Below are 26,996 nucleotides of genomic sequence, written 5' to 3' on the forward strand. Positions count from 1 at the left end.
CCGAGCCGGATCCCCCGCCCGGGGCCGAGCCGGCCAGCCGGGCCGCGGCGCTCGCACGGCGCAGCCGGGCCGCCTTGAAGACGTAGTCCACACCGCTGAGGACGGTCGCGACGAGAGCCACGCCGAGCACGACGTGGGCCAGCACACGCCATACTTCCGCGAGCGGCAGGACCCACAACGGGAAGGTCAGTGCGCCGAGCGAGATGGTCTGCAGCATCGTCTTGAACTTGCCTCCCCGGCCCGCGGGCATGACGCCGTAGCGGATGACGAGGAAGCGCAGCAGGGTGATCCCGACCTCTCGGGTGAGGATCACGATCGTGACCCACCACCAGATCTCACCGAGGAGGGACAGGCCGATGAAAGCCATGCCCATCAGGGCCTTGTCGGCGATCGGGTCGGAGACCTTGCCGAAGTTCGTGATCTGGCCCCGGCTGCGTGCGATCCGGCCGTCGATGCCGTCCGTCACCGCGGCCACGACGAAGACGACCCAGGCCCAGAACCGCCACCACGGCTGGGCGCCGTCGTCGTGCATCAGCAGCAGCCCGTAGACCGGCACGAGCAGGACGCGCAGGACGGTGAGCGCGTTGGGGACGTTCCAGTCCGTCGGTCGGGGCGGCGGCCCCTCGCCGTGGTGCATCGTCATCGCGGCACCGCGACGAGGTCGACACCCTCGCTCTCGACGACGGTGGCCGTGACGATGTCGCCGACCTTCAGGGCGGGCGTCGAGGCATCGATCCGCAGGATGGTGACGCCGTCGACGTCGGGCCCCTGGAAGCCGGTCCGTCCGACGAGGTCGCCGTCGCCGAAGGCGTCCGGCACCTCCTCGACGAGCACGTCGACGACGTCGCCGACGCGCTCCTCCGCCCGCTGGGCGTTCAGCTCCTCGACGAGCCGGCTGACCCGGTCGAGACGTTCGGCGATGATCGGCTCGGCCAGCTTGCCCGGCAGCCCCGCCGCCTCGGTGCCGTCCTCGTCGGAGTAGCCGAAGACGCCGACGACGTCGAGCCTCGACTCGCTGAGGAAGGCCTCGAGCTCGTCGACGTCCGCCTCGGTCTCGCCGGGGAACCCGACGATGACGTTGCAGCGGATCCCCGCCTCAGGCGACCGCTCGCGAACCCGTTGAACGAGGTCGAGGAAGGCAGGTCGCGAACCGAACCGACGCATCGCCCGAAGCACCGGCTCGGACGCGTGCTGGAAGGAGATGTCGTAGTACGGCGCGACGCCGGGTGTGTCGGCCATGGCCGCGAGCAGGCCGGGGCGGATCTCTGCCGGCTGCAGGTAGGACACCCGGACCCGCTCGATGCCCTCGACGGCGGCCAGCTCGGGCAGCAGCTTCTCGAGGAGGCCGAGGTCGCCGAGGTCCTTGCCGTAGGACGTGGAGTTCTCCGAGACGAGGAAGACCTCCTTGACCCCACGCTCGGCGAGCCACCGGGCCTCGGCGAGCACCTCGTCCGGGCGGCGGGACACGAACGCACCCCGGAACATCGGGATGGCACAGAACGTGCACCGCCGGTCACAGCCGGACGCGATCTTGAGGGGGGCCCACGGGCGCCCGTCGAGCCGGGCCCGGATGACGCGCGGGCCGGTCGGCGGCACGGGGCCGGTGGGCTCGTCACCGAAGCCGGGCATCGCGACGTGGCCAACCTCGTCGCGGCGGGCAGCGGGGCTGAGGGGCAGGAGCCGGCGCCGGTCGCCGGGTGTGTGGCTGGGCACGTGGCCGCCGGCGAGGATCGTGCGCAGATGCGTCGACATGTCGCGGTAGGAGTCGAAGCCGAGCACGGCGTCGGCCTCGGGCAGCTCGGAGGCGAGCTCGGAGCCGTAGCGCTCGGCGAGGCAGCCCACCGCCACGACGGCCCGCGTGCGCCCACCCTGCTTGAGGTCCGAGGCCTCGAGCAGCGCGTCGATGGAGTCCTTCTTGGCCTGCTCGACGAAGCCGCACGTGTTGACCACCGCGACGTCGGCGTCCGCGGCGTCGTCGACGAGCCGCCACCCCTCGGCCAGCAACCGACCTGCGAGCTCCTCGGAGTCGACCTCGTTGCGCGTGCACCCGAGGGTGACGAGGGCGACGCTTTTGTCCGGCGGAGTCATGCGCCCACTCTAGTTCGGGGGTGTTCAATGGCTCGCATGCCCGCCGCCTCGTCCCTGGACCGCGCCCGTGCCCTCCTCGACGAGCACCCCCTCGTCGACGGGCACAACGACCTCATGTGGGAGCTGCGCGAGCAGGCCGGCTACGACTTCGACCGGATCGATGTCAGCCACCCGGTCGCCACGACGAACACCGACCTGCCGCGGCTGCGGGCGGGCGGGGTGGGCGCACAGTTCTGGTCCGTCTTCGTGCCGAGCACGCTCCCGGGACCGGAGGCGGTCGTGGCGACGCTCGAGCAGGTGGACGGCGTCCGCCGCATGACGAGGCGGTATGCCGCTGCGCTGGCTCCCGCTCGCACGTCCGCCGACGTCGTGGCGGCGGCGCGCGCCGGACGGATCGCGTGCCTCATGGGGGCGGAGGGCGGTCACTCCATCGGGGAGTCCCTCGCGGTCCTGCGGATGCTGCACGCGCTCGGCGTCCGCTACCTGACGCTGACCCACAACGACAACGTGCCGTGGGCCGACTCCGCGACGGACGTCCCGACCGTCGGTGGGTTGACGGAGTTCGGCCGCGGCGTCGTGCGGGAGATGAACCGGATCGGGATGATCGTCGACCTGAGCCACGTCGCGGCGACGACGATGCGTGCGGCCCTCGAGACGACCCGGGCTCCGGTGATGTTCAGCCATTCGTCGGCGCGAGCGGTCTGCGACTCGCCGCGCAACGTCCCGGACGATGTGCTGTCGGCGCTCGCGGCGAACGGCGGGGTCTGCATGGTGACGTTCGTGCCGGAGTTCGTCTCCCCCGTGACGGCCGAGTGGCGGGTCGAGGCCGCCGCAGCGGCGGCCCGGGTCGGGGTCGACGCCAAGGACTGGGTCGCCTTCCAGCGGTTCGTGCGCACGCACGTCCTCGACCACCCGAAGCCGGACGCGACGATCGACCAGGTGGTGGCCCACCTCGAGCATGTGCGGGACGTCGCCGGGGTCGATCACGTCGGGATCGGCGGCGACTACGACGGGACCGACACGTTCCCCGTCGGGCTCGAGGACGTCGGCGGCTACCCCCGCCTCGTTGCGGCCCTGCTCGACCACGGGTGGTCCGACTCCGACGTGGCGAAGCTCGCCCGGGACAACATCCTGCGGGTCATGCGCGACGTCGAGGACGCCGCGCAGGCCGGCTGAGAAGCCGGAGCCGGGCCGGGAGCGAGCCCGCGCGCACGTCCACTGACGAGCGTGAGCCCACTCAGCGGCATACCGCTCAGCGGTTGAACCGCATGATCGTCAGACCGACGAGGCGCGCGACGACGAGCGCGACATAGAGGATGCCCGAGAGCATCTGCACCATGACGAAGGACCGAACGTTCGGCGTCACGGCCACGATGTCGGACAGGCCGGTGTTGGTCATCGTGGTGACGGACAGGTAGAGCAGCTCGAACCAGCTGCGGACACCGGGTCCCGCCTCCCCGTGGATGGTGAACGAGTCAGGCCAGATGAACTGGACCGTCTGGTAGACGTAGGCGTAGGCCCAGACGACGACGGTGAACGTGGCGCCGGTGGCGAACAGCTCGTCACGGGTCACCCAGTTGTCGGCGAACATGTACCGGATCAGCGCGTAGGCGATGTAGAAGTAGAACATCGCGTGCAACAGCGCCGAGGTGAAGGCGAGCGGCGTGACGTCCTGCCAGATCGCCTCGGCAATCGTCAGCAGCACGACCGGCCCCCCCCAGGACCGCCGCGACCCAGGTCAGCGCCGGAGTGGCACGCACGACCCGCACCGCGAGGTAGATCACGACGAGGGCCGCGGCACCGATGAGCGCCTTGGCGTAGCGGCCCAGCACGTCGGTCTCGATGAACGGGTAGATGAACAGGAGCAGGATCTGCACGAAGAGCAGGACCGCGCTCGGCGTCTCCCGGACGTTGCGGAGCCAGCGCTGCCACCGGTTGGGCGGGCCGACGTGGCGGGTCACCGACGGCCAGAGGTCCATCGAGGAGGATTCCATTGCAGGGACTCTAGTGGTGCCCCTGCGCGACCAGCACCAGCGCGCCGAGCGCCGATGCTAGGCGTGTCGCCGCAGCCTCACCAGCGGTCGTCCCGGCGGTCGGTCAGCTGCCACGCGTCCTCGGACTCCTCGTCGTCCTCGTCGACGACCGGCGTCATGTCACCGGGGGTCCACGCCGCGGGCGCGGCGTCGTCGTCGCGGCGCGCACTGCGCTGGGCGATGATCGCGGCCGTGCGCGTCTGCTCCGGCTCCGACGCCTCGCCGCCGAGCTGCTCCTCCACCGGCTCCCGGTCGACCACGGAGTCGTCGTAGGGCTGGGGGCTGTCGAGCTCGAGGTCCTCGGCCACGTCGGCCGGCTGCGGCACGTCCTCGCCGCGCAGCAGGGCCAGCGTCGTCGGCAGGTCGTCCGGCCGCACGAGGACGTCGCGGGCCTTGCTCCCCTCGCTCGGCCCGACGATCCCGCGGGACTCGAGCAGGTCCATGAGCCGGCCGGCCTTCGCGAACCCGACCCGCAGCTTGCGCTGCAGCATCGACGTCGACCCGAACTGGGTCGTCACGACGAGCTCCGCGGCCTGCAGCAGGACGTCCAGGTCGTCGCCGATGTCGTCGTCGATCTGCTTCTTGGGCGCCGCCACGGTCACGTTCTCGACGTAGTTGGGCTTGAGCTGGTCGGTGACGAACTTGACGACCTCGTGGATCTCCGACTCGTTGACCCACGCGCCCTGGACACGCATCGGCTTGCTCGCCCCCATCGGCAGGAAGAGCGCGTCACCCTGGCCGATCAGCTTCTCCGCGCCCGGCTGGTCGAGCACGACGCGCGAGTCGGCGAGCGAGCTCGTCGCGAAGGCCATGCGGGAGGGCACGTTGGCCTTGATCAGGCCCGTGACGACGTCGACGGAGGGCCGCTGCGTCGCGAGGACGAGGTGGATGCCGGCGGCGCGGGCGAGCTGGGTGATCCGGACGACCGACTCCTCGACGTCGCGGGGGGCGACCATCATCAGGTCGGCCAGCTCGTCGACGACGACGAGCAGGTAGGGGTAGGGAGTCAGCTGCCGCTCCGAGCCGGGCAGCGGCTTGACCTTGCCGGTGCGCACGGCCTTGTTGAAGTCGTCGACGTGCTTGAACCCGAACGCGGCGAGGTCGTCGTAGCGCTGGTCCATCTCGCGCACGACCCACTGGAGCGCCTCGGCGGCCTTCTTCGGGCTGGTGATGATCGGCGTGATGAGGTGCGGGATGCCCTCGTAGGCGGTCAGCTCGACGCGCTTCGGGTCGACGAGGACGAGGCGGACCTCCTCGGGCGTGGCGCGCATGAGGATCGAGGTGATCATCGAGTTGACGAAGCTCGACTTGCCCGAGCCGGTGGCGCCGGCGACGAGCAGGTGCGGCATCTTCGCGAGGTTGGCGATGACGTAGGCGCCCTCGACGTCCTTGCCGACGCCCATGACCATCGGGTGCTGGTTGCTGCGTGCCGTCTGGCTGCGCAGCACGTCACCGAGCGCGACGTTCTCGCGGTCGGCGTTGGGGATCTCGATGCCGATGGCGGACTTGCCCGGGATAGGGCTGAGGATGCGCACGTCGGCCGACGCAACGGCATACGCGATGTTCTTCGACAGCGCCGTGACCCGCTCGACCTTCGTGCCCGAGCCGAGCTCCACCTCGTAGCGCGTCACGGTCGGGCCTCGGGTGAAGCCGGTGACCGCGGCGTCGATGTCGAACTGCTCGAAGACGTTGGTCAGGGACTCGACCACCCGGTCGTTGGTCTCGCTGCGGGTCTTGTGGGGTGCTCCGGGGGTGAGCAGCGCCTGGTCCGGCAGCCGGTAGGTGATGTCGCCACCGAGGGAGAGCTGCTCGACCCGGGCCGGCATGGTGCTGGTCGGGGGCGCCACGAGCTCCGCCTTGGGGCCCACCTTCGAGGTGTCCGGTGCGCCATGGGTGCGCGGATCGGTGGCGTCGAGCCCCGACGCGGCGTCCGCCGGCTTCGGCGCCAGGACCCCCGGGCGGGTGGGGCGCTTCTCGCCGGGGCGGAGCCGCGACGCGTCGGATCCCTCGGCGTCCACCTGGGCCGCCTTGCGGAAGGCCTCGTCGCCCTCGCGCCCGTCGTCGAGGTCGATCGCCTTGCGCTTCGGGCGCTTGCGGCCGGTCGGTTGCGTGTCACCGGTGCCCACCTCGTCGGGATGCGGCCGCCGGAGCACGAGGTCGCGCAGCTGGCCCAGCCGCGTCGGGATGAGGTTCACCGGTGTCGCCGTCACGACGAGCAGCCCGAACAGGCCGAGCAGCGCGAGGATGACGAGCGCTCCGTAGACGGAGACGGCCGCCGAGAGCGGGCTGGAGGCGAGGAAGCCGATGATGCCGCCGGCCGCCCGCATCCCCTCGGCGCCGTCCGGCGGGTTGGGGATGCCGTCGGCGATGTGGGCGAGCCCGCACGCCGAGAAGGTCAGCGCCAGGGTGCCCCACGTGATCCGGGCGTTTGCCGCGTCGTCCTGCGGCGCCCGCAGCAGCCGCAGGCCGAGGGCCACGAGCACCAGGGGGACGGCGTAGGCAACCCGACCGAACGTACCGGCGAAGATGGCGTGGACGACCTGGCCGACGGGGCCGGGCACGCCCCACCACTCACGGGCGGCGACGACGACGGACAGGGCGATGAGGGCGAAGCCGAGACCGTCGCGGCGGTGCTCTGGCTCGAGGTCCATGGCGCTGTGGCCGACCCGGCGCACCGCGCCACCGGCGACGTGCGAGACGCCCATCCACGTGTTTCGCAGGGCCCGCAGCGGCAACGGCAGCCCGCCGCCCCTCGCCTTGCGCTGCGTCTTGCCGGAGGTCGAGCGGCTGCTCGGACGGGTCGACCGCGTGGCCGGTCGACGGGTGGAGGCGGCGCGGGTGGCTGCGCCGCTCTTGGTCGCTGAGGACCCGCGGGTGCTGCTGGACGGACGAGTCGCCATGGTCGCACCGTACGCCACTGGTCCCCCTCGACACACGCGTCACACGCGCAACAGGTGCAGAAAGCCCGCTCGAACCTGCCGTATGCCGCTCACCACGGTCACCACGGACGTGCGACCGCGTGCCCGTCGCGCCCGTCGCCGTCGGCGAGGACCCAGGCCGTGCCGTCGTGCGCCCACCTGTCGAGCGGGCCGTGCTCCACCAGCCTCCGCAGCCCGACCACGAGCCGGTCGACGGCCTCCGGCGTCGTGCCGAGACCGATGCTGGCCCGGACCGCCGTCGCCGAGGGGCGCTCGTCGAGCAGCCGGTCGACGAGCAGGTGCGCACAGAACTTGCCGTCGCGCACGCCGAGCCCGTGCTCCCACGACAGCACCTGCGAGACGAGCGCCGGGTCGAGCCCGGCCACGGTGAAGGCGACGACGCCGACCCCGTCCTCGTCGCCGTCGCGGATCGAGAGCAGCCGCACCCCGGGCACCGACCGGAGCCCCGAGCGCAGCTGCTCGAGCAGACGCGCCTCGTGCCGGACGATGGCGTCCCAGTGGCCCGAGATCGTCGCGCACGCGGCGGCGAGCGCGATCGCGCCGACGACGTTCGGGCTGCCGCCCTCGTGACGGGCCGGGCCGGTCTGCCAGCTCGTCGCGAACTGGGTCACCGACCGGGTCGCCCCGCCGCCGACGAGGTAGGGGCTGCCGGCGTCGAGCCAGTCCTGACGCCCAACGAGCACACCGGCCCCGAAGGGCGCGTAGACCTTGTGGCCGGAGAAGGCGAGGTAGTCGGCGTCCCAGCGTCCAAGGTCGATGGGTCGGTGGGCGGCGAGCTGTGCGGCGTCGACGGCAAGGCGCGCACCGTGGGCATGCGCCACGGCGGCGAACCGCTCGACCGGCCACACCTCCCCCGTGACGTTCGAGGCGGCGGACAGCACGACCAGACGAGCAGGCGCCGGCCGCGTCGCCAGGGCCTGGTCGAGCCGGGCGAGGGCGTCGTCGATGCTGCTCGGCACGGGCAGACGCACCGTTCGGTCAGGGCCCCACGGCAGCAGGGTCGAGTGGTGCTCGCTCTCGAAGGCGAGGACGACGGCATCCGCGGGCAGGACCCGGGCCAGCAGGTTCCACGAGTCCGTCGTCGTGCGGGTGAAGACGACCTCGTCGCACGTCCGGGCCCCCACGAAGCGGGCCACCTCGTCACGGGCCTGCTCGTACCAGGCGCTCGTGAGGCGCGAGGCCCAGCCCGCCCCGCGGTGGACCGATGCGTAGGAGCCCAGCGCCGTGTCCACGGCCTGCTTCACGGCGGCCAGCGCCGGCGTCGACGCCGCGTGGTCGAGGTTGCCGTAGCGCACGGTTCCGGACCGCGACGGGACGCCGAGGTCGGCTCCGACGACCGCAGGCAGTGGCGTCGGCTCGCACGCGACGGTCGGGACGGGGGCAAGGGGAGACAGGACAGGCACGGGTCACTCCTGGGTCGGGGGACCCACCACGGGCAGGTCCGCGCTTGCCGCGCCCGGACGGGCACGGCCCGGTCGTCACCCGGAGCACCCCGCCGCGGAAGGAGGGTTGCTGGCCAGCGAGCCGGGGCTTGGCGCTGGCGCTCATGACCTGTGCTGAACGATAGGGCGTGCTGCCGCGGGGCGTCCACGCGTCGCCACCACCGTGTCGCGATCCGAGACGACGAGCCCGCGAGCGGGCGGTCAGCGCAGCGCGTAGCTCGCCCACACGAGCATGTGGTCCGAGCCGTGGAAGGCGACCTGGCCGGCGTCGACGACACCCAGGCCCCGGCTCAGCAGGTGGTCGAGTGCGACGAACGGCGGCATGCGCCGCCCCACGACGGGCCAGGTGCGCACCCAGCCTTCGCCGGCCGCCCGCTGCGCGTCGACGAGCCCGTCGGCGAGATCCCGGAAGGCGGGCTGGCCGAAGGAGGTGTTGAAGTCGCCCGCGATGACGAGCCGCTCGCCGCTCGGGACATCGTCCTTCCAGCGCTGCAGGGCGGCCAGGCCGGCGCGCCACTGGTCTGTCTCGCCCGGCAGCGGGGCCATCGGGTGGGCCGCCTTGAGCCGCACCTGCCGCCCGCCCACCGTGAGGACGACCTCCGGTTGGAGGCTCGGTGTCTGCTCGACAGAAGGGTTCGCCGTGCCGGAGACGACCGTCATGGGCAGCCGGCTGTAGATCATCGTGCCGGTGAAGGTGTCGGGCCGAGCTTCACCCGTCCGGTGGCCGAGCAGCCGGGTGAGGCCCGCGGCGTCGAGACGGTCGATGACGTCCGGTGTCACCTCGGTCAGCACCAGGACGTCGACCTCGTGGGTCCGCACGGCTGCCATGACCTGGTCGGCGTTGGCGCGCCCGTAGTAGAGGTTCGCCGACATGACGGTGAGGTTGCCCGGGCCGGGCACGGTGTGGGCGAAGAACGTCGGCAGGGCCATCGCCCACGCGAGGGCGGCGCAGATCCCGACCGGCAGCAGCATCCACCACCGGCGCAGCAGCAGCGTCGCGACGAGGAGCAGCCCGAGCGCCACCACGACGAACGGGCCGACCGACTGCAGGACGACGACCGGGCGCCACGTCGTGTCGATCCAGCGCAGCGACCCGACGAGCAGGAGCAGGACGAGGACCCCGCCGATGGTGGCGTCGAGCCAGCGGCGCACGGGTCTCAGGCCTGCATCACGACCGGGATGATCATCGGGCGACGACGGATCTTGCCACCGGCCCACGAGCCGACCGCCCGCCGGACGACCTGCTGCAGCTGGTAGTCGTCGCGCACGCCGCCGCGCACGGCCTCCTCGATCGCCCGCTCGACCTTCGGGATGACCTCGAGGAAGATCTCGTCGTCCTCGGCGAACCCGCGCGCGGTGATCTCGGGGCCGGTGGCGATCTTGCCGGTCGCCGCATCGAGCACGACGATGCAGGTGATGAAGCCCTCGTCGCGCAGGATGCGCCGGTCCTTCAGGAGCGCCTCGTCCGTGCCGCCGATGTTGCTGCCGTCGACGTAGACGTAGCCGCAGTCGACGACGCCGACGATGCTGGCCCGGCCGTCGACGAGGTCGACGACGACGCCGTCCTCGGCGAGCACGACGTTCTCCTGCGGCACACCGGTCGCCTTGGCCAGCTGGGCGTTGGCGTACATGTGCCGCCACTCGCCGTGGACCGGCATGACGTTGCGCGGCTTGACGATGTTGTAGGTGTAGAGCAGCTCGCCCGCGCTGGCGTGGCCGGACACGTGGACCTTGGCGATGCCCTTGTGCACGACGGTGGCGCCGAGCCGCATGAGCCCGTTGATGACGCGGTAGACGGCGTTCTCGTTGCCGGGGATGAGGCTGCTCGCGAGCAGGACCGTGTCGCCCGGCCCCACGTCGATGCGGTGGTCACGGTTCGCCATCCGGGACAGCGCCGCCATCGGCTCGCCCTGCGACCCGGTCGAGATGAGCACCACCTCGTGGTCGGGCAGGTCGTCGATCCGCTTCCAGTCGACGAGGATGCCGTCGGGGACGTGGAGGTAGCCGAGCTCGGACGCGATGCCCATGTTGCGCACCATCGAACGGCCCACGAGCGCGACCTTGCGTCCGGCCTTCTCGGCCGCGTCGAGGACCTGCTGGACGCGGTGGACGTGGCTGCTGAAGCAGGCGACGATGATCCGGCGCTGGGCGTGCCGGAACACCTTGTCGATGGCCGGGGCGATCTCCAGCTCGGGTGTGGTGAAGCCCGGCACGTCGGCGTTCGTCGAGTCGGTGAGGAACAGGTCGACGCCCTCCTCACCCAGGCGGGCGAAGGCGCGCAGGTCGGTCAGCCGCCCGTCGAGCGGGAGCTGGTCCATCTTGAAGTCGCCGGTGTGCAGCAGCGTCCCCGCGGCCGTGCGGACGAACACCGCGAGGGCATCCGGGATCGAGTGGTTCACCGCGACGAACTCGAGGTCGAAGACGCCGAGCTGCTCGCGCTGGCCCTCCTTGACCGCCATCGTGAACGGCCGGATGCGGTGCTCCTTGAGCTTGGCCTCGACGAGGGCCAGGGTCAGCGTGGAGCCGATGAGCGGGATGTCGCCCTTGAGCTTCAGCAGGTAGGGCACCGCGCCGATGTGGTCCTCGTGCCCGTGGGTCAACACGATCGCCTCGATGTCGGCGAGCCGGTCCTCGATGTAGGAGAAGTCCGGCAGGATCAGGTCGACGCCCGGGTGGGTCTCGTCCGGGAAGAGGACGCCGCAGTCGACGACGAGCAGCCGGCCCTGCGTCTCGAGGACGGTCATGTTGCGGCCCACCTCGCCGAGGCCGCCGAGGGCCACGACGCGCAGCCCGCCCTTCTCGAGCGGGGGCGGGTAGGTCAGTTCCGGGTGAGGGTGGCTCACGGAGCTCCTGTCAGTGCGTCAGGTCGAGGCGAGCGGCCAGCATCGCGGTCTGCGACGGGTCGGCCTCGACGAGCGGGAGTCGCACGGTCGGCGACGGGATGATGCCTTGGAGGGCGAGCGCGGCCTTGGCCATGATCGCGCCCTGGGTGACCGTCATGACGGCCTCGACGAGCGGGATGAGCGCGCGGTGGACGGTGCGCGCGTCCTCCCAGCGCCCGTCGAGGACGGCGTCGGCCATCTGTCGGTATGCCGCTGGGCTCGTCTGCGACGTGACGCCGACGAAGCCGGTGGCGCCGTTGACGAAGTGGGCCAGGTTCATGGCGTCGTCGCCGGAGTACCACAGCAGGTCCGTGGCCTCCATCAGCTGCGAGGCGAGCCAGAGGTCGGCACGCGCGTCCTTGACCGCGACGATGTTGGGGTGCTTCGCGACCTCGAGGTAGGTGTCCTTCGCGATCGCGATGCCGGAGCGGCCCGGGATGTCGTAGAGCATGACCGGCAGGTCCGTGGCGTCCGCCACGGCCGTGAAGTGGGCGACGAGACCAGCCTGCGGGGGCTTGTTGTAGTAGGGCGTCACGACGAGCAGACCGTCGACGCCGGTGGCGGCGGCGGCGTGGGCGGTCTCGACGCTGTGTGCCGTGTTGTTCGTGCCGACACCGGCGACGACGACGGCCCGGTCACCGACTGCATCGACGACGGCCTCGAGCAGCCGCACCTTCTCCGCGTCGGTCGTCGTCGGCGACTCCCCCGTCGTGCCGGAGACGACCAGGCCGTCGTGGCCCGCGTCGACGAGGTGGCTCGCGAGTCGCGCGGCCGCGTCGAGGTCGAGGGAGCCGTCCGGGTGCATCGGGGTGACCATGGCCGAGAGAACTCGTCCGAGCACGGGAGTGGCTGCCATGCGCCAAGGTTAGCGCCAGCCAGCGACGCTCCCGGACGCCGTGTCCGAGGGTCGGCGCGGCGGTCCGCGGCACTCACAACGGGCACTCCGGCAGGCAGGGCGCTACTCGCTCGGGGGTCCGGGTAGCGCCCTGCGTCCCTACCATCGGTAGGGACGAACCGGCCGTTACAGGTCGGCCCGGGCGCAGCGGCCGGCCATCGCCTCAGCGGCGCTCGTACACGACCCAGGCGAAGCCGTCATGGGGCTCGCGCGACACCTCGCGCCATTGCGTCAGGTCGACCTCCGGGAAGGTGACCGAGCCCTCCGGGGAACGGTCCACTTCCGTGACGAGGAGGTGAGCGGCATACGGCATCGCCTCGCGGTACACCTCACCGCCGCCCACGACGAAGACCTCCTCGGCGGGGCCGGCGAGGCTGAGCGCCTCCGGCAGCGAGTGGGCGGTCTCGACGTCGGGGTGCGACCAGTCCGGCTGCCGGGTGATGACGATGCTGCGCCGCCCCGGCAGCACCCCCATCGACTCGAAGGTGCGCCGACCCATGATCATCGGGTGGCCCATCGTCGTGCGCTTGAAGTACTTCAGGTCCTCGGAGATGTGCCACGGCATGCTCGTGCCGTCACCGATGACGCCGTTGCGGCCCACGGCGACGATGAGCGAGACGTTCGTCATACCGCGATCGGTGCCTTGATGGACGGCTCCGCCACGTAGTTCTCGAGCTCGAAGTCGTCGAGGTCGAAGTCGTCGATGTTCTTCTTCGCCGGGTTGATCCGCATCGTCGGCAACGGGTGCGGCGTCCGGGTCAGCTGGAGCTTCGCCTGTTCCACGTGGTTGAGGTAGAGATGCGCGTCGCCGAGCGTGTGCACGAACTCGCCTGGCTCGAGGTCGGTCAGCTGCGCGACCATCTGGGTGAGCAGGGCGTAGGACGCGATGTTGAACGGGACGCCGAGGAAGATGTCGGCGCTGCGCTGGTAGAGCTGGCACGAGAGCCGTCTGCGGCCCCCGGCATCGGTCGCCGGGTGGACGTAGAACTGGAACATCGTGTGGCACGGCGGCAACGCCATCTCGTCGACGTCCGCGACGTTCCACGCCGACACGATGAGGCGGCGGCTGTCGGGGTTGGTGCGGATCTGCTCGACGACCTTGGCGATCTGGTCGACGTGACGCCCGTCCGGCGTGGGCCACGACCGCCACTGGTGGCCGTAGATCGGGCCGAGCTCGCCGTCGGCGTCAGCCCACTCGTCCCAGATCGTGATGCCCCGGTCGTTGAGCCACGTGACGTTGGTGTCACCCCGGAGGAACCACAGCAGCTCGCCGATGATCGAGCGCAGGTGCAGCTTCTTGGTCGTGAGCACGGGGAAGCCGTCGGCCAGGTCGAACCGCATCTGGTGGCCGAAGACGCTCAAGGTGCCGGTCCCGGTCCGGTCGGACTTCTCCTGGCCGTTGGCGAGCACGTGGTCCAGGAGGTCGAGGTACTGCCGCATGGCTGCAGCGTATCCACGACCGCCCTTCCCGCGAGTCACCCTTCGGTCGTGAGCGGGAATCGGTGTCCTGGCCCCGAAAGGTGCTCACGACCCCTGCCCCGCGTCTTGGCTGTGGATGACGCCTGCCGGCGCGATGAGTCCTGCACGACGATCAATGGGTGGGCGAGGACCTGAACCGCGAGGCACGACTGCTGCAGGCGCGTGTCAACGGCCAGTCGGGCCTGCTCACGCGGGCCCAGGCCCTCGACGCGGGGATCAGCCCCGACCGGCTCCGGTGGAAGGTCAAGTCGGGTCGTTGGCTCACCATGCAGCCGGGCGTCTACCTGACCGAACCGGGTCGGCGAGGCTGGGAGGTGCAGGCCGTTGCGGCTCTGCTCTTCGTGGGGCGACCCAGTGCGCTCTCCGGCATCAGCGCTGCTCATGCCTGGGGGCTGGTGCGGGATCCCGGGGCGGCGATCGAGGTGCTCGTGCCCTATGGCCGTCGACAGTCGGCCCGGCCAGGGATCGTGACACGTCGCTCGCGGCACTTCGACACCAGGGTCGACCCCGACGCGTGGCCACACCGGACCACCGTGGAGCACACGGTCCTCGATCTCGCTCGTGAGCGAGATCTCGACGGCGCCATCGCGCTCGTCGCCCGCGCCTGCCAACGGCGCATGACCGACGAGCTCGCGCTCCTCGCGGCACTGGCGGAACGGCCGACGCAGAGCGGTCGGGCTTTGCTGGTCGAGGCCCTGAGCGACATGCCCCGTGGTGCTCACAGCGTCGCCGAGGTCCGCTACGTCCGAGACGTCGAGCGGGCTCATGGATTGCCGACTGGGATCGGCCAAGAGCCCGGTCCCCGAGGCACGCACCGCGATCGGGCCTATGCGGAGCTCCGGCTGATCGTCGAAGTCGATGGCCGGCGCGGTCACCAGGGCTGGCTCGGTCAACAGGCTGACGGTCGGCGGGATCGTCGCTCAGCTGCCGGAGGTTGGCTCACCGTGCGGGTCTTCTGGGTTGATGTCGCGAACACACCGTGTGAGCTCGCACTCGAGCTCGGGGCGATCTGTCAGAGCCGCGGCTGGACTGGCCAGCTGCGGGCCTGCCGCCGTGGAGACTGTCCCGTCTTGCACGTCGCCTGAGACCCAGTCGTGAGCAGTTCGGGGCACTATGACACCCATTTCTGCTCACAGACCCACGCCGATCGGCCTCGGGGCGCCCGGCTCAGACGTCGTAGTCGAGGGTGACCTCGTCCGTCACCGGGTGGCTCTGGCAGGTCAGGACGAGACCGCGGGCCACCTCGTCGGGCTCGAGGGCGTAGTTGCGGTCCATCTGCACCTCTCCGGAGACGAGGCGGGCACGACAGGTGCCGCAGACGCCGTTCGTGCACGAGAACGGTGCGTCCGACCGGACGCGGAGGACCGCGTCGAGCACGACCTCCTCACGGCTCGGCATTGGCACGACCGTCGTCCGGCCATCGAGCGTCACCGTCACGACGGCCTCCGGCGGCGCGGACTCGTCGACGACGACCCTGCGCCGCGGCTCGGTCCCGTCGTCGACGTGGAAGATCTCGTGGTGGACATGGCGCGGGTCGACCCCCCGGTCCTTGAGCAGCTGCTCCGCCGCCGTGACCATCCCGAACGGCCCGCACAGGTACCACTCGTCGACCGACTCGACCGGTAGCAGCGCGGCGAAGATCCGCTCCAGGCGTTCAGCGTCCAGTCGGCCGTGGAACAGCTCCACCTCCTGCGGCTCGCGGGAGAGCACATTGACCAGCTGGAACCGACCCGGGAAGCGGTTCTTCAGGTCCTCGAGCTCCTCGAGGAACATGATCGTGTCGGTGCGTCGGTTGCCGAAGAGCAGCGTCGCCCGCGAGCCCGGCTCCTCCTCCAACGCCGTGGTGAGCAGGGAGATGACGGGCGTGATCCCCGAGCCCGCCGCGATCGCGACGTGATGCCGTATGGCGCTGGGCTGGGTCGCGCACGTGAACGACCCGAGCGGGGTCATCACCTCGATGCGCTCCCCGACCCGCAGCTCGTCGTTGAGCCAGTTCGACATCCGGCCCTCCGGCACCCGGGCGACGGCCACCCGGAGCGTGCCCGCGCGGCCCGGCGCGTGCAGCGACTGGCAGATCGAGTAGGACTGCCGCACGTCCTCACCGCGGATGCCCCGGCGCAGCGTCAGGTGCTGGCCGGGCAGGAAGGCGTACTCACCGGCCAGCTCGTCCGGCACGAGGAAGGTCACGGCCACCGCGTCGTCGGTGAGGCGCTCGATGTCGAGCACCTCCAGCTCGTGGAACCGGGCACGGCGTGACGCCGACGAGGCCTCGGCGGGGGTCGTGTCGATGTCAGTCATGGGTGTCGTCACAGGGCCTTGAACTCGTCGAAGGGCTCGCGGCAGGCGTTGCACCGGCGCAGGGCCTTGCACGCCGTCGAGCCGAAGTGGCTGATCTCGGTCGTGTCCTCGGACCCGCAGTGCGGGCAGGTCACCACGTGCCGGCTGAGCCGGACCGTCACCGGGCCGGCGGCGTGAGCCGGCCCCGGAGGTGCGATCCCGAAGCGTCGCAGCGCCTCCTTGCCCGACTCGGTCATCCAGTCAGTGGTCCAGGCCGGCGAGAGCTGCGTGCGGACCTCGGCCGCGAAGCCATGCACACCTGCCTCGTGCTCGATGCGGTCACGGATCGCCTCCATGGCCGGGCACCCCGAGTAGGTCGGGGTGATCGTCACCACGATCGACCGCTGCGCCTCATCGACGGCCACGTCCCGCAGGATGCCGAGGTCGGCAATCGAGACCACCGGCACCTCCGGGTCGGGGATCTGCGAGATCGCTTGTGCGACAGCGCTGCCCGCCACCGATTTGCTCGCCACCGTCACCACGTCGCTCCCGGGTGCGACCGGGAGATGTGCTGCAGCTCGGCCAGCAGGTAGCCCATCGGGCGGGAATGGATCCCGTCCCGTCCCCCGCGCGAGCGCCACGTCGGCGGGTCGGGCATCGTCAGGGTCGCCTCCGACACGACCGCCTCGACCCGCCCCTGCGCCGCCTCGCGCAGCTCACTGGGCAGGCGGGCCACGAGGCCCGCCTCCACGGCCGTCACGGCCGCGGCGTGGTCGTCGAACAGCTCGTCGACGTAGGGCGCGGCCCACTCGAGGGCGGCCTGCATGCGCCGGTGCGACTCGTCCGTGCCGTCCCCGAGCCGCAGCACCCAGTGCCGCGCATGGTCGAGGTGATAGCGCACCTCCTTGGCCGCCTTGCCCGCCACCCCCGCGACGACGGGGTCGCTGGAAGCCAGCTGAGCGGCATACAGCTCGTGTTGGTACGACGCGAACCACAGCATCCGCGCCATCTCGCGCGCGAAGTCACCGCGCTCCTGCTCGACGAGGTGCACGTTGCGCCACTGCCGCTCGTCGCGGAACATCGCGTAGTCGTCCTCGCCCCGCCCGCTGCCGTCGAGCTCGCCGACACGCGCGTAGAGGGCCCGCGCCTGCCCCAGCAGGTCGAGCGAGACGTTGGCGAGCGCCATGTCCTCCTCGATCTGCGGCGCGTTCGTCAGCCACTCCCCCAGCCGCTGGGCATAGACCATCGCGTCGTCCGCCACCGCCAGGACGTATGCCGCTGAGCCGGCTTCCGGCGAGGGTGCGCTTCCAGCCGTCACAGGTACTCCACGTCCTCAGGGACGTCGTAGAACGACGGGTGGCGATAGATCTTGTCCGCGGCCGGGTCGAAGAAGGAGTCCTTCTCGTCGGGGCTGCTCGCCGTGATGTCATCGGCTCGGACGACCCAGATCGACACGCCCTCCTGCCGCCGGGTGTAGACGTCTCGGCCGTTGCGCAGTGCCATCTCGGCGTCGGGCGCGTGGAGCGAACCGACGTGGGTGTGGGCCAGCCCCCGCTTGCCCCGGACGAAGACCTCCCACAGGGGCCAGCTCCGCTCGTCGTGGGCGCCGGCCGGGACCGCGGTCGGTTCGCTCACGCGGCACTCTCCTGCGAGCGAACGTGCTTGGCGGCGTAGGCGTTCGCGGCCTCGCGGACCCAGGCGCCCTCCTCGTGCGCCCGGCGCCGCTGCGAGATCCGCTCGGCGTTGCACGGCCCGTCGCCGCGCAGGACGCGCCAGAACTCGTCCCAGTCGATCGGACCGAAGTCCCAGTGGCCGCGCTCCTCGTTCCAGCGCAGGTCGGGGTCGGGCAGGGTCAGGCCGAGCTTCTGCGCCTGCGGCACCGTCATGTCGACGAACTTCTGCCGGAGGTCGTCGTTGCTGAACCGCTTGATGCCCCACGCCATGGACTGCGCCGTGTGGCCCTGGGACGCCGCCTCGCCGCTGTCGGGCGGACCGAACATCATCAGCGCCGGCCACCACCACCGGTTCGCCGCGTCCTGCGCCATCTCCCGCTGCGCCTCCGTGCCGCGCGAGAGGACCCAGAGGATCTCGAAGCCCTGCCGCTGGTGGAAGCTCTCCTCCTTGCAGATCCGGACCATCGCGCGGGCGTAGGGGCCATAGGAGCACCGGCACAGCGGCACCTGGTTCATGATCGCGGCGCCATCGACGAGCCAGCCGATCGCCCCGCAGTCGGCCCACGTCAGCGTCGGATAGTTGAAGATCGACGAGTACTTCTGGGTGCCGTTGTGCAGCCGGTCCAGCAGCTCGGCCCGGTCGATGCCGAGCGTCTCGGCCGCGGAGTAGAGATAGAGCCCGTGCCCGGCCTCGTCCTGCACCTTCGCGGTGAGGATCGCCTTGCGCCGCAGCGAGGGAGCCCGGGTGATCCAGTTGCCCTCCGGCTGCATGCCGATGATCTCGGAGTGGGCGTGCTGGGCGATCTGGCGGATCAGCGTCTGCCGGTACTTGTCGGGCATCGCGTCGCGCGGCTCGATCCGCTGGTCGGCGGCGATGAGCGCATCGAACCCCCCGCCCACCTCGTCACGCCGGTCCTCGTGCTGCCGGGCCTCGTCGTAGGCCGGCGTCTCCGCCGCGTTGAGGGGGTCGTTCGGGTCGATGACGTCATTGCCATACATGAGTCCAGTATGCGAGACCGACCACAAGGCGGGCAAAACCGCGCCGGTCTGGGGAGGCTGAGAGACTGGACCGCGTGGAGGCACAGGGACACGGACACGGGCATGACCACGAGCACGGACACGAGCACTCGGCGCACGGCGCCCTTGCCGACGCGAGCGTCCGGCTGGCCCGCGAGTCGGACGCACCGGCGGTCGGTTTCGTGCAGGCGGTCGTCTTCCGGGACGCGTATGCCGCCCACCTTCCTCCCGACGTCGTCGCCCAGTTCGAGCCACGGCCGTTCACGAACGCCTGGCGGGCCTCCCTCTCCAAGCCGCCGAGCCGCGACCACGTGCTCCTCGTGGCGTGCGCGGGCGAGCAGGTCGTCGGCTTCGCTGCGGTGGCCCCGTCGGCCGATCCCGACGCGACGGACGAGACGGCCGAGCTGTCGACGATCGCCGTCCACCCGGACGCCCGGCGGCAGGGTCACGGCTCACGGCTGCTCAACGCGGTCGTCGACACCGCCCGGGGCAGGGGGCGCACCGAGCTGACGACGTGGGTCGTCGGCTCCGACGACGACACCCGCGCGTTCCTCACCAGTGCCGGCCTCGTCGCCGACGGTGCGCATCGGGGCCGGGTGGTCTCGCCCGCGGGCGACACCCTCGACGAGGTGAGGCTGTCTGCCGACGTGTCCCAGGACCCCCGCGGGAGATGAGCACGACGCAGGAGCAGGATGCAGTGTCCGCGCTCGACTCCGGGGTGCGTCGCCAGGTCTGGCGGCAGGGCCTGTCGGTCGGGGTTGCGACCGGTGCCTACGGCATCAGCTTCGGCGCGCTCGCCGTTGCCGCGGGTCTGAACGTCTGGCAGGCGCAGGCGCTGTCGGCCCTGATGTTCACCGGCGGCTCCCAGTTCGCCTTCGTCGGGATTGTCGGCAGCGGCGGTCTGGCTGCTGCTCCCGCGGCGATCGCGGCGTCCTCGATGCTGGGGATCCGCAACGGGCTCTACGCCCTCGAGCTGACCCAGCTCCTCGGCGTGCACCGACTGCGGCGAGCCGCGGCCGCGCACCTGACGATCGACGAGTCGACCGCCGTCGCGGTGTCACAGCAGGACGAACGCGCCTCGCGGCTCGGCTTCTGGGTGACCGGTCTGTCGGTCTTCGTCCTGTGGAACCTCATGACCCTCGTCGGCGCCCTCATCGGCAACGCCCTGGGCGACCCGAAGCAGTGGGGCCTTGACGCCGCCGCCTGCGCTGCGTTCACAGCCCTGCTCTGGCCGCGGCTGAAGAGCCGCGATGCCGTCGCCATCGCGATCGTCGCCGGTGTCGTCGCGATGGTGCTGTCCCCTGCGCTGCCTGCCGGCCTGCCGGTCATCGTGGCCGCGGCCGCAGCGCTGCTCGCCTGGCGAGCACCGAAGCGCTCGGTCGAGGAGGCCGAGGCGTGACCATGTGGGTGGCTGTACTCGTGGCGGCGGGTATCGCCTTCGCGCTGAAGCTCGTCGGACACCTCGTGCCCTCGACCCTCCTCGACGAACCGCACGTCAAGCGGGTCACCGCGGCACTGCCCATCGCCCTACTGGCCGCGCTGGTCGCGACGCAGACCTTCACCGGCTCGGACGGCGGCCTCGTGCTCGACGCCCGGGCCGCCGCCGTCGGCGTCGCGGTGGTCGCCCTGCTACTCCGCGCGCCCTTCATCGTCGTCGTCGTCCTCGGCGCGCTGACCGCCGCGCTGCTCCGCCTCGCCGGCTGGGCCTGACTACCGGGCCCGCGCACGCGCGAGCGCCCCTCCAGAAGGAAGGGCGCTCGTCGAGCGGACTCAGTGGCTGCAGGTGGGGCAGCTGCAGTTCTGGCACGTGCAGTTGGCGCAGGTGCACCCCTGCGGGCAGTTCCCGCACGAGCACTGGCCTGCCGCGGCGGGCGGTGCTGGCTGCTCTGCGTGCTGCATGGAGTCTCCTTCGGTAGTGCTGGTTCGGATGCCCCTCGGCCTACCCCCGCGGCACGAGCCGGAAACCCGGTCAGGCCAGCGCGGGCGGCAGCAGCCCCACGTCGGCCGTCGGCCAGTCCTCGGGGCGGGGGCCCAACCGGTCGAGCTGCTCGACCTGCTGGCGGCACCACACCGAAATGGCACGGCCGTCGCGCACCTGCCGGACGAAGGTGGGCCACTCGAGCCACTCGGCCGCCGCCACCTCCGTCGGGTCGGGACGGGGCTGCTCGTCGACGCGGCCGACGAGGACGGGGCACAGCTCCCGCTCGACGATCCCGTCCATCTCGGCGCGGTAGGCGAAGCGCGGCAGGACCAGGCGCAGCCCTGTCACACGGAGGCCCAGCTCGTCGGCCGCACGACGCCGCACGGCGTCCACGAGCCGCTCCCCCGGCGCGGGGTGGCCGCACACCGAGTTGGTCCACACCCCGGGGAAGGTCGCCTTGTCGAGCGCGCGACGGGTCAGCAGCAGCCGCCCCTGCCCGTCGAAGAGGTAGGCGGAGAAGGCGAGGTGCAGCGGGGTGTGCGCGCCGTGGACCGACGCCTTGGGCGCGACGCCGATGCGCTGGCCGTCCTCGGAGAGGAGCACGACCAGCTCCTCCTCGGCCGGCGCTGTCACGGCGCGGCCAGACCGAGGTAGTGCTCGAGGCCGACCGTCAGCCCCGGGTGGTCGGCGACCCGGCGCACCCCCTCGATGACGCCGGGCATGAAGGACGCCCGGTCGAACGAGTCGTGCCGGATGGTCAGCATCTCGCCCACGTTGCCGAGGAGCACCTCCTGGTGGGCGACGAGCCCACGCAGTCGCACGGAGTGGACGGGTATGCCGCTCACTCGCGCCCCGCGGGCACCCTCAGGATCGTGGGTGGTGGCGTCGCTGACGGGGCCCGCTCCGGCCTGCTCGCGGGCCTCGGCGATGAGACGAGCGGTGCGGGCAGCGGTGCCGGAGGGAGCGTCGACCTTGTCGGGGTGGTGCAGCTCGATGACCTCCACCGACTCGTAGAACCGGGCCGCCTGCGCCGCGAAGGTCATCATCAGGATCGCCCCGATCGCGAAGTTCGGTGCGACGAGGACCCCGACCGGGGCGCCGGTGCTCGAGGGCGGGGCCTCGGCGAGCTGCCGCCGCAGGGTCTCGAGCCGGCCATCGTCCCACCCGGTCGTGCCGACGACGACGTGCACGCCCCGTGCGACGCAGTGCGCGACGTTGGCCGGCGCGGCGTCGGGCACGGAGAACTCGACGACGACGTCCGCGCCACCAAGGTCGCCCAGGTCGTCCCCGTGGTCGAACCGCCCGACGAGCCGGAGGCCGTCGGCGGCCTCGACGGCCCGGCACACCTCGGCGCCCATCCGGCCCTTGGCGCCGATGACGCCGACCCTGATCCCTGCGCCACTGCTGTTCGTCACGAGCCACAGGCTAGCCGTCGACCCGTGACCTTGGTCCCTCCCGTGGTGGCACGGCCCGGTGTTCGACTGGGAAGGTCGAGGGAGGTCGTCATGAGCCACCGCACCACCATCGCCGGGGCCCTGAGTGGTCTGGTCCTGGCCGCCGCCTGCGCCGTGGGCACCGGTGCACCCACCGCGACCGCCGCGACGATGTTCGGGCACGACATCTCCTGGCCGCAGTGCTCGAGCAGCGTCGGTGGCTACGACCTGCCGATGCCCCCGACCTCGACGCAGTTCGTCATCGTCGGGCTCACCAAGGGCCTTCCGTTCACCGAGAACCCCTGCCTCGCGAGCCAGGTGGGCTGGGTGAAGAACAACACCAAGCCCGCGCAGGCCTACACGATGGCCGCCTACCCGACCGCCGCGCAGGTGACGACCTATGGCGGCCAGGGTCCGTGGTCGAGCAGCACGACGTGGGGGAAGCTGTCGAACGTCGGCTACGCCGAGGCACGGTTCGCGGTCGCCAGTCTGGCCAAGGTCGGCTTCACGCCACCCGTGGTCTGGATCGACGTCGAACCGCGCGCCACCCAGGCGTGGCCGAGCGGGACCGCCGCCCGCGAGCGCGCGAACCGCTATGTCGTCGAGGGGCTCATGCGCGGGTTGCGGGACGCCGGGTACCCCTACGGCCTCTACTCGTACGCCGCGGGGTGGCAGCAGATCACCGGGAACTGGCGGCTGCCCGGGGTCCCCGTCTGGGCGACGGCCGGCAAGCTGGACTACCCGAACGAGGCGGCCGACCGGTGCACCCAGGCCAGCTTCTCCGGCGGCCGGGTCTACCTGTCGCAGTGGTACGACGACCAGCGCGACTACGACCGCACCTGCGGCAGCTACGCGTTCACCGCCCTGCCCATGCCGGCCTCGACGCTGTCGAACTCGACGGCTGACTTCAACGGAGACTGGATCGGTGACGTGCTGGCGCGAGTCGGCTCGACCGGCGAGCTGCGGCTCTACGCAGGCACGACACGAGGCGGGCTCGCCTCGGGCGTGCGCATCGGCACCGGATGGAGCGGACTCGACGCCCTCGAGACGCCGGGCGACGTGAACGGGGACGGGCCCCTCGACGTGCTCGCCCGTGAGCGCTCGACCGGTTACCTGTGGCTCTACCGAGGCAACGGCAAGGGCGGCTGGCTGCCCCGGGTGCGGGTCGGGACCGGCTGGAGCTCGTTCGACGTCATCCTCGGCCCCGGCGACTTCAACGGCGACCAGCGGGTCGACGTCCTGGCCCGGCAGCGAACGACCGGATACCTGTTCCTCTACGCCGGCACGGGGACCGGCACCTGGCGTCCGGGCGTGCGGGTCGGCAGCGGCTGGCAAGGGTTCAGCAGCATCGTGGGCCCGGGTGACCTCAACGGTGACGGCTTCGCCGACGTCGTCGCCCGTGAGCGCTCGACGGGCTACCTGTGGCTCTACCCGGGCAACGGCAAGGGCGGCTGGCTCAGCCGGGTGCGGATCGGCACCGGCTGGAACGGGATGACGGCCATCATGAGCCCCGGCGACCTCAACGGCGACCGGGTGCCGGACATCGCCGCCCGCGACAGCTCGGGTCGGCTGTGGCTCTATCCGAGGACGGCGTCCGGTGGCTGGCTCCCGCGGGTCCAGATCGGCTCCGGGTGGAACTTCATCGACCGTCTCTTCTGACGGTGCGCCGGGGGCGACGCGGGCGGAGCTTCGAGCCGACGTCCAGCGGACTCCCAGCGGCGACGGGCATCGTCCTGCCGTGAGCAACGAGGACAGGCCCGTCGGGCGGCGCGCGGTGCTGCGTGGAGGGCTCGCCTCGGCGGTTGCCCTCGGCGCAGCAGCCTGCACGCCTGGCACCGGCTCGACACAGACCGAGCCCTCCTCCGGCTCCGGCACGATGAGCGGGACCCCGAACGCGACGGCCGGCCGCGCGCAGGGCACGGCTCCCCCGGAGGTACACACCACCGATGCGCGGCCACAGGTCCTGCGCACCCCGGGAGCGGACGTCGACCACGGGCCCCGCTCCGCCTCCGGGGTCGCCCTGACCTTCCATGGCGCCGGCGACCCAGGGCTTACCCGTGAGGTGCTGGCGATCTGCCGGGAGCACGGCGCTGGGATCACCGTCTTCGCCGTCGGCACGTGGCTGACGGCTCACCCCGAGCTCGGGCGGGCGCTCGTCGCGGCGGGCCACGACCTGGGGAACCACACCTGGTCCCACCAGCCGATGCTGCGGCTGGGGCGTGCCGCCGCCGCGGCCGAGATCAGGGACGGTGCCCGCGCCGTGGCAGCCATCAAGGGATCCAACCCGCTCCTCTTCCGCCCGTCCGGCACCCAGCACTCGACGCCCCTGCTGCGTGCGACGGCCCGGGCTGCAGGCTATGAGCGGTGCATCTCCTACGACGTCGACCCCATGGACTACCTCGATCCCGGCGCGACGGCGGTCGCTCGCGGTACGCTGGAGGCCGTGCGAGCCGGATCGATCGTGAGCCTGCACCTCGGTCACCGAGGCACGGTCCAGGCGCTGCCCGCGGTGCTCACCGGTCTCGGCGACCGAGGTCTCACCGCCCGATCCGTGACGGAGCTGCTCGCATGAGGACCGCACGCGCGGCCGCCCTCGTGGGCGTGGTGCTCGCCGTCGTCCTGTCCGCGTGCGACGGGCGCAGTGGGCCGATCTCCGGTCCGGTCGGGTCCGCGGACGCGACCGGGCAGACCACGGTGGCGCCCGGCACCCCGGGTGCCACAGCGCACCTGGGCCCGAGCACCTCGGCCCGCCCAGCGCCATACGCGTTCACCGGGGCGGGCCGGATCACCGGCGCGGCGCAGCAGGCGAAGCCGCTCGTCTACGTGCCGAACCAGCTCGGCGGAACGGTCCAGGTCATCGACCCCGCGACATACAAGGTCATCTCGACGCACCGCGTCCCTGCCTCTCCCGAGCACGTGGTCCCGTCGTGGGACCTGCGCACCCTCTGGGTCAACTCCGACCAGGGCAACGCCCTGACCCCCATCGACCCGCGCACGGGGCGGCTCGGCACCCCGGTGCCGGTCGCGGACCCCTACAACCTCTACTTCACTCCCGACGGCGCGCACGCCGTCGTGATGGCCTCGCGGCTGCGCCGGATCGACGTGCTCGACCCGCACACCCTGAAGCTGCAGCGGTCCCTGAAGATCCCGGAGTGCGCCGGGGTGAATCATGCCGACTACACCGCTGACCTGCGCTTCATGCTGGCCAGCTGCGAGTTCAACGGCAAGCTGCTCGTCGTCGACCGCGAGGTGACGAGGATCGTCCGCGTCATCGACCTCAACCCGATCCACACACCCGGCGCGACGCCACCGAGCCAGGCGCACATGATGGGCGGCCCGAAGTCCGGCCTCGCGCGCGGCGCCTCGTCGATGCCGCAGGACGTTCGCCTCACCCCAGATGGCAAGTGGTTCATGGTCGCCGACATGCTCCGCAACGGCATCTGGTTCATCGACGCCACGACGATGCGCTTCGACCACTTCGTGCACACCGGCACGGGGGCGCACGGCATCTACCCTTCCCGGGACGCCGCCCGGGTCTTCGTCACCAACCGCGACGAGGGCACCATCTCGGTGTTCGACGCGACGACGAACGAGCCGGTGACGAAGTGGAAGATCCCCGGGTCGGCCAGCCCGGACATGGGCGACGTGTCCGCGGACGGCACGCAGCTGTGGCTCGCAGGTCGCTACAACAGCGAGGTCTACGTCATCGACACCCGCACCGGCCGCCTACTGCACCGCATCCGCACCGACGCCGGTCCGCACGGGCTGTGCGTCTGGCCCCAGCCGGGGCGGTTCTCGCTCGGACACACGGGGAACATGCGCTGACCCTCTCATCCGACGTTCAGGTGCGGAGCGGACGATCTCGGCCGTGACCCAGTTCCAGCCCACCGACCTGCTGACCGGGTGGACCGCCGCCCCGTTCGGGATCACCCTCGTCGTGGTGGTCGCCGGGTGGTACCTCTGGCAGGTCGGCCTCGCCCGCCGCGAAGGTGTCCGGTGGCCGTGGTGGCGCGTCGCGCTCTACCTCGGCCTGGGAGTGAGCACCCTCGCGTATGCCGTGTGCGGGCCACTCGCGGTCTACCGGTCCAACCTCTTCTGGATCGGCGCCCTGCAGGTCGGCATGCTCGCCTCGCTGACCCCGGTCGGCCTCGCCCTCGGGGACCCGGTGACCCTGCTGCGTCGACGGCGTCAGGACCGCCAGCACCTGCTGCTGCGGCTGCTCGCGGGTCCGGTCGCCCGTGTCCTGATGTTCCCGGCCGTCAGCACGATCCTCGCCGTCAGCACCATGCTCGTCGTGTTCTACACGCCGGTGTTCGTCGTGACGACCCGATCGGCGACCCTGCAGGCGGTCCTCGACGTCGTGCTGCTCGTCACCGGGTTGCTCTTCGTGCTTCCGCTCATGGTCGACGAGCTGCTACCGGCATGGGCCACGCCGGGCATCCGGACACTGCTCGCCTTCGCTGACGGCCTGCTCGACGCCGTGCCAGGAATCCTGCTCATGACAGCGGGGTCTGTCGTCGTGCCGACCTTCCCCGGTTTCGTCGGCCGGGTCGGCGCACCCGACCCGCTCCTCGACACGCACCTGGGCGGCGGTGCGCTGCTCGCCGTGGCCGAGTCGGTGGGCCTGCCCGTCATCGGTGCCGTCTTCGCGGAGTGGATCCGTGCGGACGCGAAGGAGGCCCGCGAGGTCGATGCCCGGCTCGACGCTGCCCCCGCCCTCGGCGCCGTGACCACTGCAGCCGCAGAAGCCGGCCCGGACCGGGCACAGCCCGCCCTTGACACGGGCACCGGCCTCTGGTGGGAGACCGACCCGCGGTTCGGCAACCGGTTCCGCCCGCCCCCGGACTGACTGGCCCTTCGTCGGTTAGTGGCCCCTCGACGGTTACTGGCCCCTCGTCGGTTCGTGGCCCTTCGACG

Annotated in this window: 27 protein-coding genes and 1 riboswitch; of the genes, 9 read left to right on the forward strand and 18 right to left on the reverse strand. The window is 71.6% G+C overall.

The genetic code is table 11. From position 1 onward, the window contains the following. Both pgsA and rimO read right to left on the reverse strand, forming a co-directional pair. Nucleotides 1–643, reverse strand: a 643-nt coding sequence (gene pgsA, locus N864_RS06575; protein ID WP_051518269.1) for a CDP-diacylglycerol--glycerol-3-phosphate 3-phosphatidyltransferase, incomplete at its 3' end; no start/stop codon positions are given. Then, a complete protein-coding gene (gene rimO, locus N864_RS06580) occupies nt 640–2,088 on the reverse strand; it encodes a 30S ribosomal protein S12 methylthiotransferase RimO (protein ID WP_034714820.1) in 1,449 nt (482 codons plus the stop codon). The genes rimO and pgsA, both read right to left, overlap by 4 nt. A gap of 36 nt (nt 2,089–2,124) precedes the next feature. Here rimO and N864_RS06585 point away from each other — a divergent pair, with 36 nt between their 5' ends. Further along, entirely contained in the window at nt 2,125–3,264 is a 1,140-nt protein-coding gene (locus N864_RS06585) for a dipeptidase (protein ID WP_034714854.1), read from the forward strand. A 76-nt stretch (nt 3,265–3,340) separates the two neighbouring features. Here the strand turns inward: N864_RS06585 and N864_RS25945 are convergent, their stop codons facing one another. From N864_RS25945 to N864_RS06625, 9 genes are all read right to left on the reverse strand, one after another. After that, nucleotides 3,341–3,718 (reverse strand): ion channel, encoded by a 378-nt coding sequence (locus N864_RS25945; protein WP_338033627.1) that lies wholly within the window; start codon nt 3,716–3,718, stop codon nt 3,341–3,343. Further along, nucleotides 3,651–4,082: a hypothetical protein gene (locus N864_RS25950; protein WP_240474238.1), complete on the reverse strand. Its 432-nt coding sequence runs from the start codon at nt 4,080–4,082 to the stop codon at nt 3,651–3,653. Before N864_RS25950 ends, N864_RS25945 begins: the two co-directional genes overlap by 68 nt. A gap of 77 nt (nt 4,083–4,159) precedes the next feature. After that, nucleotides 4,160–7,021: an FtsK/SpoIIIE family DNA translocase gene (locus N864_RS06595; RefSeq protein WP_034714822.1), complete on the reverse strand. Its 2,862-nt coding sequence runs from the start codon at nt 7,019–7,021 to the stop codon at nt 4,160–4,162. Nucleotides 7,022–7,119: 98 nt separating this feature from the next. Beyond that, complete coding sequence (locus N864_RS06600; RefSeq protein WP_034714827.1) at nt 7,120–8,463, reverse strand: aminotransferase class V-fold PLP-dependent enzyme; 1,344 nt, start codon at nt 8,461–8,463, stop codon at nt 7,120–7,122. Nucleotides 8,464–8,498: 35 nt separating this feature from the next. Then, nucleotides 8,499–8,612: riboswitch (SAM riboswitch) on the reverse strand. Between the two features lie 91 nt (nt 8,613–8,703). After that, nucleotides 8,704–9,654 carry an endonuclease/exonuclease/phosphatase family protein gene (locus N864_RS06605; RefSeq protein ID WP_051518270.1) on the reverse strand — a complete coding sequence of 317 codons (951 nt, stop codon included), beginning with the start codon at nt 9,652–9,654 and terminating at the stop codon, nt 8,704–8,706. A 5-nt stretch (nt 9,655–9,659) separates the two neighbouring features. Continuing rightward, on the reverse strand, nt 9,660–11,345 hold the full coding sequence (locus N864_RS06610) for a ribonuclease J (protein WP_034714829.1): 1,686 nt from the start codon (nt 11,343–11,345) through the stop codon (nt 9,660–9,662). Between the two features lie 10 nt (nt 11,346–11,355). Then, nucleotides 11,356–12,240, reverse strand: coding sequence for a 4-hydroxy-tetrahydrodipicolinate synthase (gene dapA, locus N864_RS06615; protein ID WP_034714830.1), 885 nt, complete (start codon nt 12,238–12,240; stop codon nt 11,356–11,358). Between the two features lie 202 nt (nt 12,241–12,442). Next, nucleotides 12,443–12,907 carry a dihydrofolate reductase gene (locus tag N864_RS06620; protein ID WP_034714832.1) on the reverse strand — a complete coding sequence of 155 codons (465 nt, stop codon included), beginning with the start codon at nt 12,905–12,907 and terminating at the stop codon, nt 12,443–12,445. Next, nucleotides 12,904–13,719 (reverse strand): thymidylate synthase, encoded by an 816-nt coding sequence (locus tag N864_RS06625; RefSeq protein WP_034714834.1) that lies wholly within the window; start codon nt 13,717–13,719, stop codon nt 12,904–12,906. The genes N864_RS06620 and N864_RS06625 overlap by 4 nt, the downstream gene beginning before the upstream one ends. 158 nt (nt 13,720–13,877) lie before the next feature. Between N864_RS06625 and N864_RS06630 the strand changes: the two genes are divergently transcribed. Further along, nucleotides 13,878–14,843, forward strand: a complete 966-nt coding sequence (locus N864_RS06630) for a type IV toxin-antitoxin system AbiEi family antitoxin domain-containing protein (RefSeq protein WP_051518271.1) — start codon at nt 13,878–13,880, stop codon at nt 14,841–14,843. Nucleotides 14,844–14,925: 82 nt separating this feature from the next. Here N864_RS06630 and paaE read toward each other — a convergent pair whose 3' ends face one another. The 5 genes from paaE to paaA are packed head-to-tail and all read right to left on the reverse strand — an operon-like array spanning nt 14,926 to nt 18,707. Further along, nucleotides 14,926–16,056 carry a 1,2-phenylacetyl-CoA epoxidase subunit PaaE gene (gene paaE / locus N864_RS06635; protein ID WP_034714860.1) on the reverse strand — a complete coding sequence of 377 codons (1,131 nt, stop codon included), beginning with the start codon at nt 16,054–16,056 and terminating at the stop codon, nt 14,926–14,928. Nucleotides 16,057–16,064: 8 nt separating this feature from the next. Next, nucleotides 16,065–16,568 (reverse strand): 1,2-phenylacetyl-CoA epoxidase subunit PaaD, encoded by a 504-nt coding sequence (paaD, locus tag N864_RS06640; protein WP_034714836.1) that lies wholly within the window; start codon nt 16,566–16,568, stop codon nt 16,065–16,067. A 2-nt stretch (nt 16,569–16,570) separates the two neighbouring features. Beyond that, entirely contained in the window at nt 16,571–17,353 is a 783-nt protein-coding gene (gene paaC / locus N864_RS06645) for a 1,2-phenylacetyl-CoA epoxidase subunit PaaC (protein ID WP_081793460.1), read from the reverse strand. Further along, a complete protein-coding gene (gene paaB / locus N864_RS06650) occupies nt 17,350–17,670 on the reverse strand; it encodes a 1,2-phenylacetyl-CoA epoxidase subunit PaaB (protein ID WP_051518272.1) in 321 nt (106 codons plus the stop codon). Before paaB ends, paaC begins: the two co-directional genes overlap by 4 nt. Continuing rightward, a complete protein-coding gene (gene paaA, locus N864_RS06655; protein WP_034714838.1) occupies nt 17,667–18,707 on the reverse strand; it encodes a 1,2-phenylacetyl-CoA epoxidase subunit PaaA in 1,041 nt (346 codons plus the stop codon). The genes paaB and paaA overlap by 4 nt, the downstream gene beginning before the upstream one ends. A 74-nt stretch (nt 18,708–18,781) precedes the next feature. Here paaA and N864_RS06660 point away from each other — a divergent pair, with 74 nt between their 5' ends. The 3 genes from N864_RS06660 to N864_RS06670 are packed head-to-tail and all read left to right on the forward strand — an operon-like array spanning nt 18,782 to nt 20,435. Continuing rightward, nucleotides 18,782–19,399, forward strand: coding sequence for a GNAT family N-acetyltransferase (locus N864_RS06660; RefSeq protein ID WP_034714840.1), 618 nt, complete (start codon nt 18,782–18,784; stop codon nt 19,397–19,399). Further along, the gene (locus tag N864_RS06665) at nt 19,396–20,124 is read left to right on the forward strand and encodes an AzlC family ABC transporter permease (RefSeq protein ID WP_051518273.1); all 729 of its coding nucleotides are present in this window, start codon (nt 19,396–19,398) and stop codon (nt 20,122–20,124) included. The genes N864_RS06660 and N864_RS06665 overlap by 4 nt, the downstream gene beginning before the upstream one ends. Beyond that, nucleotides 20,121–20,435 carry an AzlD domain-containing protein gene (locus N864_RS06670; protein ID WP_034714842.1) on the forward strand — a complete coding sequence of 105 codons (315 nt, stop codon included), beginning with the start codon at nt 20,121–20,123 and terminating at the stop codon, nt 20,433–20,435. The genes N864_RS06665 and N864_RS06670 overlap by 4 nt, the downstream gene beginning before the upstream one ends. Nucleotides 20,436–20,694: 259 nt before the next feature. Here the strand turns inward: N864_RS06670 and idi are convergent, their stop codons facing one another. Together idi and dapB are read right to left on the reverse strand one after the other, a co-directional pair. Next, nucleotides 20,695–21,279, reverse strand: coding sequence for an isopentenyl-diphosphate Delta-isomerase (gene idi / locus N864_RS06675; protein WP_034714844.1), 585 nt, complete (start codon nt 21,277–21,279; stop codon nt 20,695–20,697). Then, on the reverse strand, nt 21,276–22,061 hold the full coding sequence (dapB, locus tag N864_RS06680; RefSeq protein ID WP_276203092.1) for a 4-hydroxy-tetrahydrodipicolinate reductase: 786 nt from the start codon (nt 22,059–22,061) through the stop codon (nt 21,276–21,278). Before dapB ends, idi begins: the two co-directional genes overlap by 4 nt. A 90-nt stretch (nt 22,062–22,151) precedes the next feature. Here dapB and N864_RS06685 point away from each other — a divergent pair, with 90 nt between their 5' ends. From N864_RS06685 to N864_RS06700, 4 genes are all read left to right on the forward strand, one after another. Beyond that, the gene (locus N864_RS06685) at nt 22,152–23,738 is read left to right on the forward strand and encodes an FG-GAP-like repeat-containing protein (protein ID WP_034714846.1); all 1,587 of its coding nucleotides are present in this window, start codon (nt 22,152–22,154) and stop codon (nt 23,736–23,738) included. A gap of 79 nt (nt 23,739–23,817) precedes the next feature. Next, on the forward strand, nt 23,818–24,651 hold the full coding sequence (locus N864_RS23555; RefSeq protein ID WP_034714848.1) for a polysaccharide deacetylase family protein: 834 nt from the start codon (nt 23,818–23,820) through the stop codon (nt 24,649–24,651). Continuing rightward, entirely contained in the window at nt 24,648–25,904 is a 1,257-nt protein-coding gene (locus N864_RS06695) for a YncE family protein (RefSeq protein ID WP_034714850.1), read from the forward strand. Before N864_RS23555 ends, N864_RS06695 begins: the two co-directional genes overlap by 4 nt. Nucleotides 25,905–25,947: 43 nt before the next feature. After that, on the forward strand, nt 25,948–26,928 hold the full coding sequence (locus N864_RS06700; protein WP_051518274.1) for a cytochrome c oxidase assembly protein: 981 nt from the start codon (nt 25,948–25,950) through the stop codon (nt 26,926–26,928). Nucleotides 26,929–26,996 lie beyond the last annotated feature (68 nt).

The organism is Intrasporangium chromatireducens Q5-1, from assembly GCF_000576575.1.
GTDB lineage: Bacteria > Actinomycetota > Actinomycetes > Actinomycetales > Dermatophilaceae > Intrasporangium_A > Intrasporangium_A chromatireducens.

Excerpts from the sequence above, each read along its gene's own strand:
- N864_RS06625 (WP_034714834.1), bottom strand. The coding sequence starts at position 13,719 with ATGCGGCAGTACCTCGACCTCCTGGACCACGTGCTCGCCAACGGCCAG.
- paaE (WP_034714860.1), bottom strand. The coding sequence starts at position 16,056 with ATGACTGACATCGACACGACCCCCGCCGAGGCCTCGTCGGCGTCACGC.
- dapA (WP_034714830.1), bottom strand. The coding sequence starts at position 12,240 with ATGGCAGCCACTCCCGTGCTCGGACGAGTTCTCTCGGCCATGGTCACC.
- N864_RS25945 (WP_338033627.1), bottom strand. The coding sequence starts at position 3,718 with ATGTTCTACTTCTACATCGCCTACGCGCTGATCCGGTACATGTTCGCC.
- N864_RS06585 (WP_034714854.1), top strand. The coding sequence starts at position 2,125 with ATGCCCGCCGCCTCGTCCCTGGACCGCGCCCGTGCCCTCCTCGACGAG.
- rimO (WP_034714820.1), bottom strand. The coding sequence starts at position 2,088 with ATGACTCCGCCGGACAAAAGCGTCGCCCTCGTCACCCTCGGGTGCACG.
- N864_RS06665 (WP_051518273.1), top strand. The coding sequence starts at position 19,396 with ATGAGCACGACGCAGGAGCAGGATGCAGTGTCCGCGCTCGACTCCGGG.
- N864_RS06620 (WP_034714832.1), bottom strand. The coding sequence starts at position 12,907 with ATGACGAACGTCTCGCTCATCGTCGCCGTGGGCCGCAACGGCGTCATC.
- N864_RS06595 (WP_034714822.1), bottom strand. The coding sequence starts at position 7,021 with ATGGCGACTCGTCCGTCCAGCAGCACCCGCGGGTCCTCAGCGACCAAG.
- N864_RS25950 (WP_240474238.1), bottom strand. The coding sequence starts at position 4,082 with ATGGAATCCTCCTCGATGGACCTCTGGCCGTCGGTGACCCGCCACGTC.
- N864_RS06685 (WP_034714846.1), top strand. The coding sequence starts at position 22,152 with ATGAGCCACCGCACCACCATCGCCGGGGCCCTGAGTGGTCTGGTCCTG.
- N864_RS06695 (WP_034714850.1), top strand. The coding sequence starts at position 24,648 with ATGAGGACCGCACGCGCGGCCGCCCTCGTGGGCGTGGTGCTCGCCGTC.
- paaA (WP_034714838.1), bottom strand. The coding sequence starts at position 18,707 with ATGTATGGCAATGACGTCATCGACCCGAACGACCCCCTCAACGCGGCG.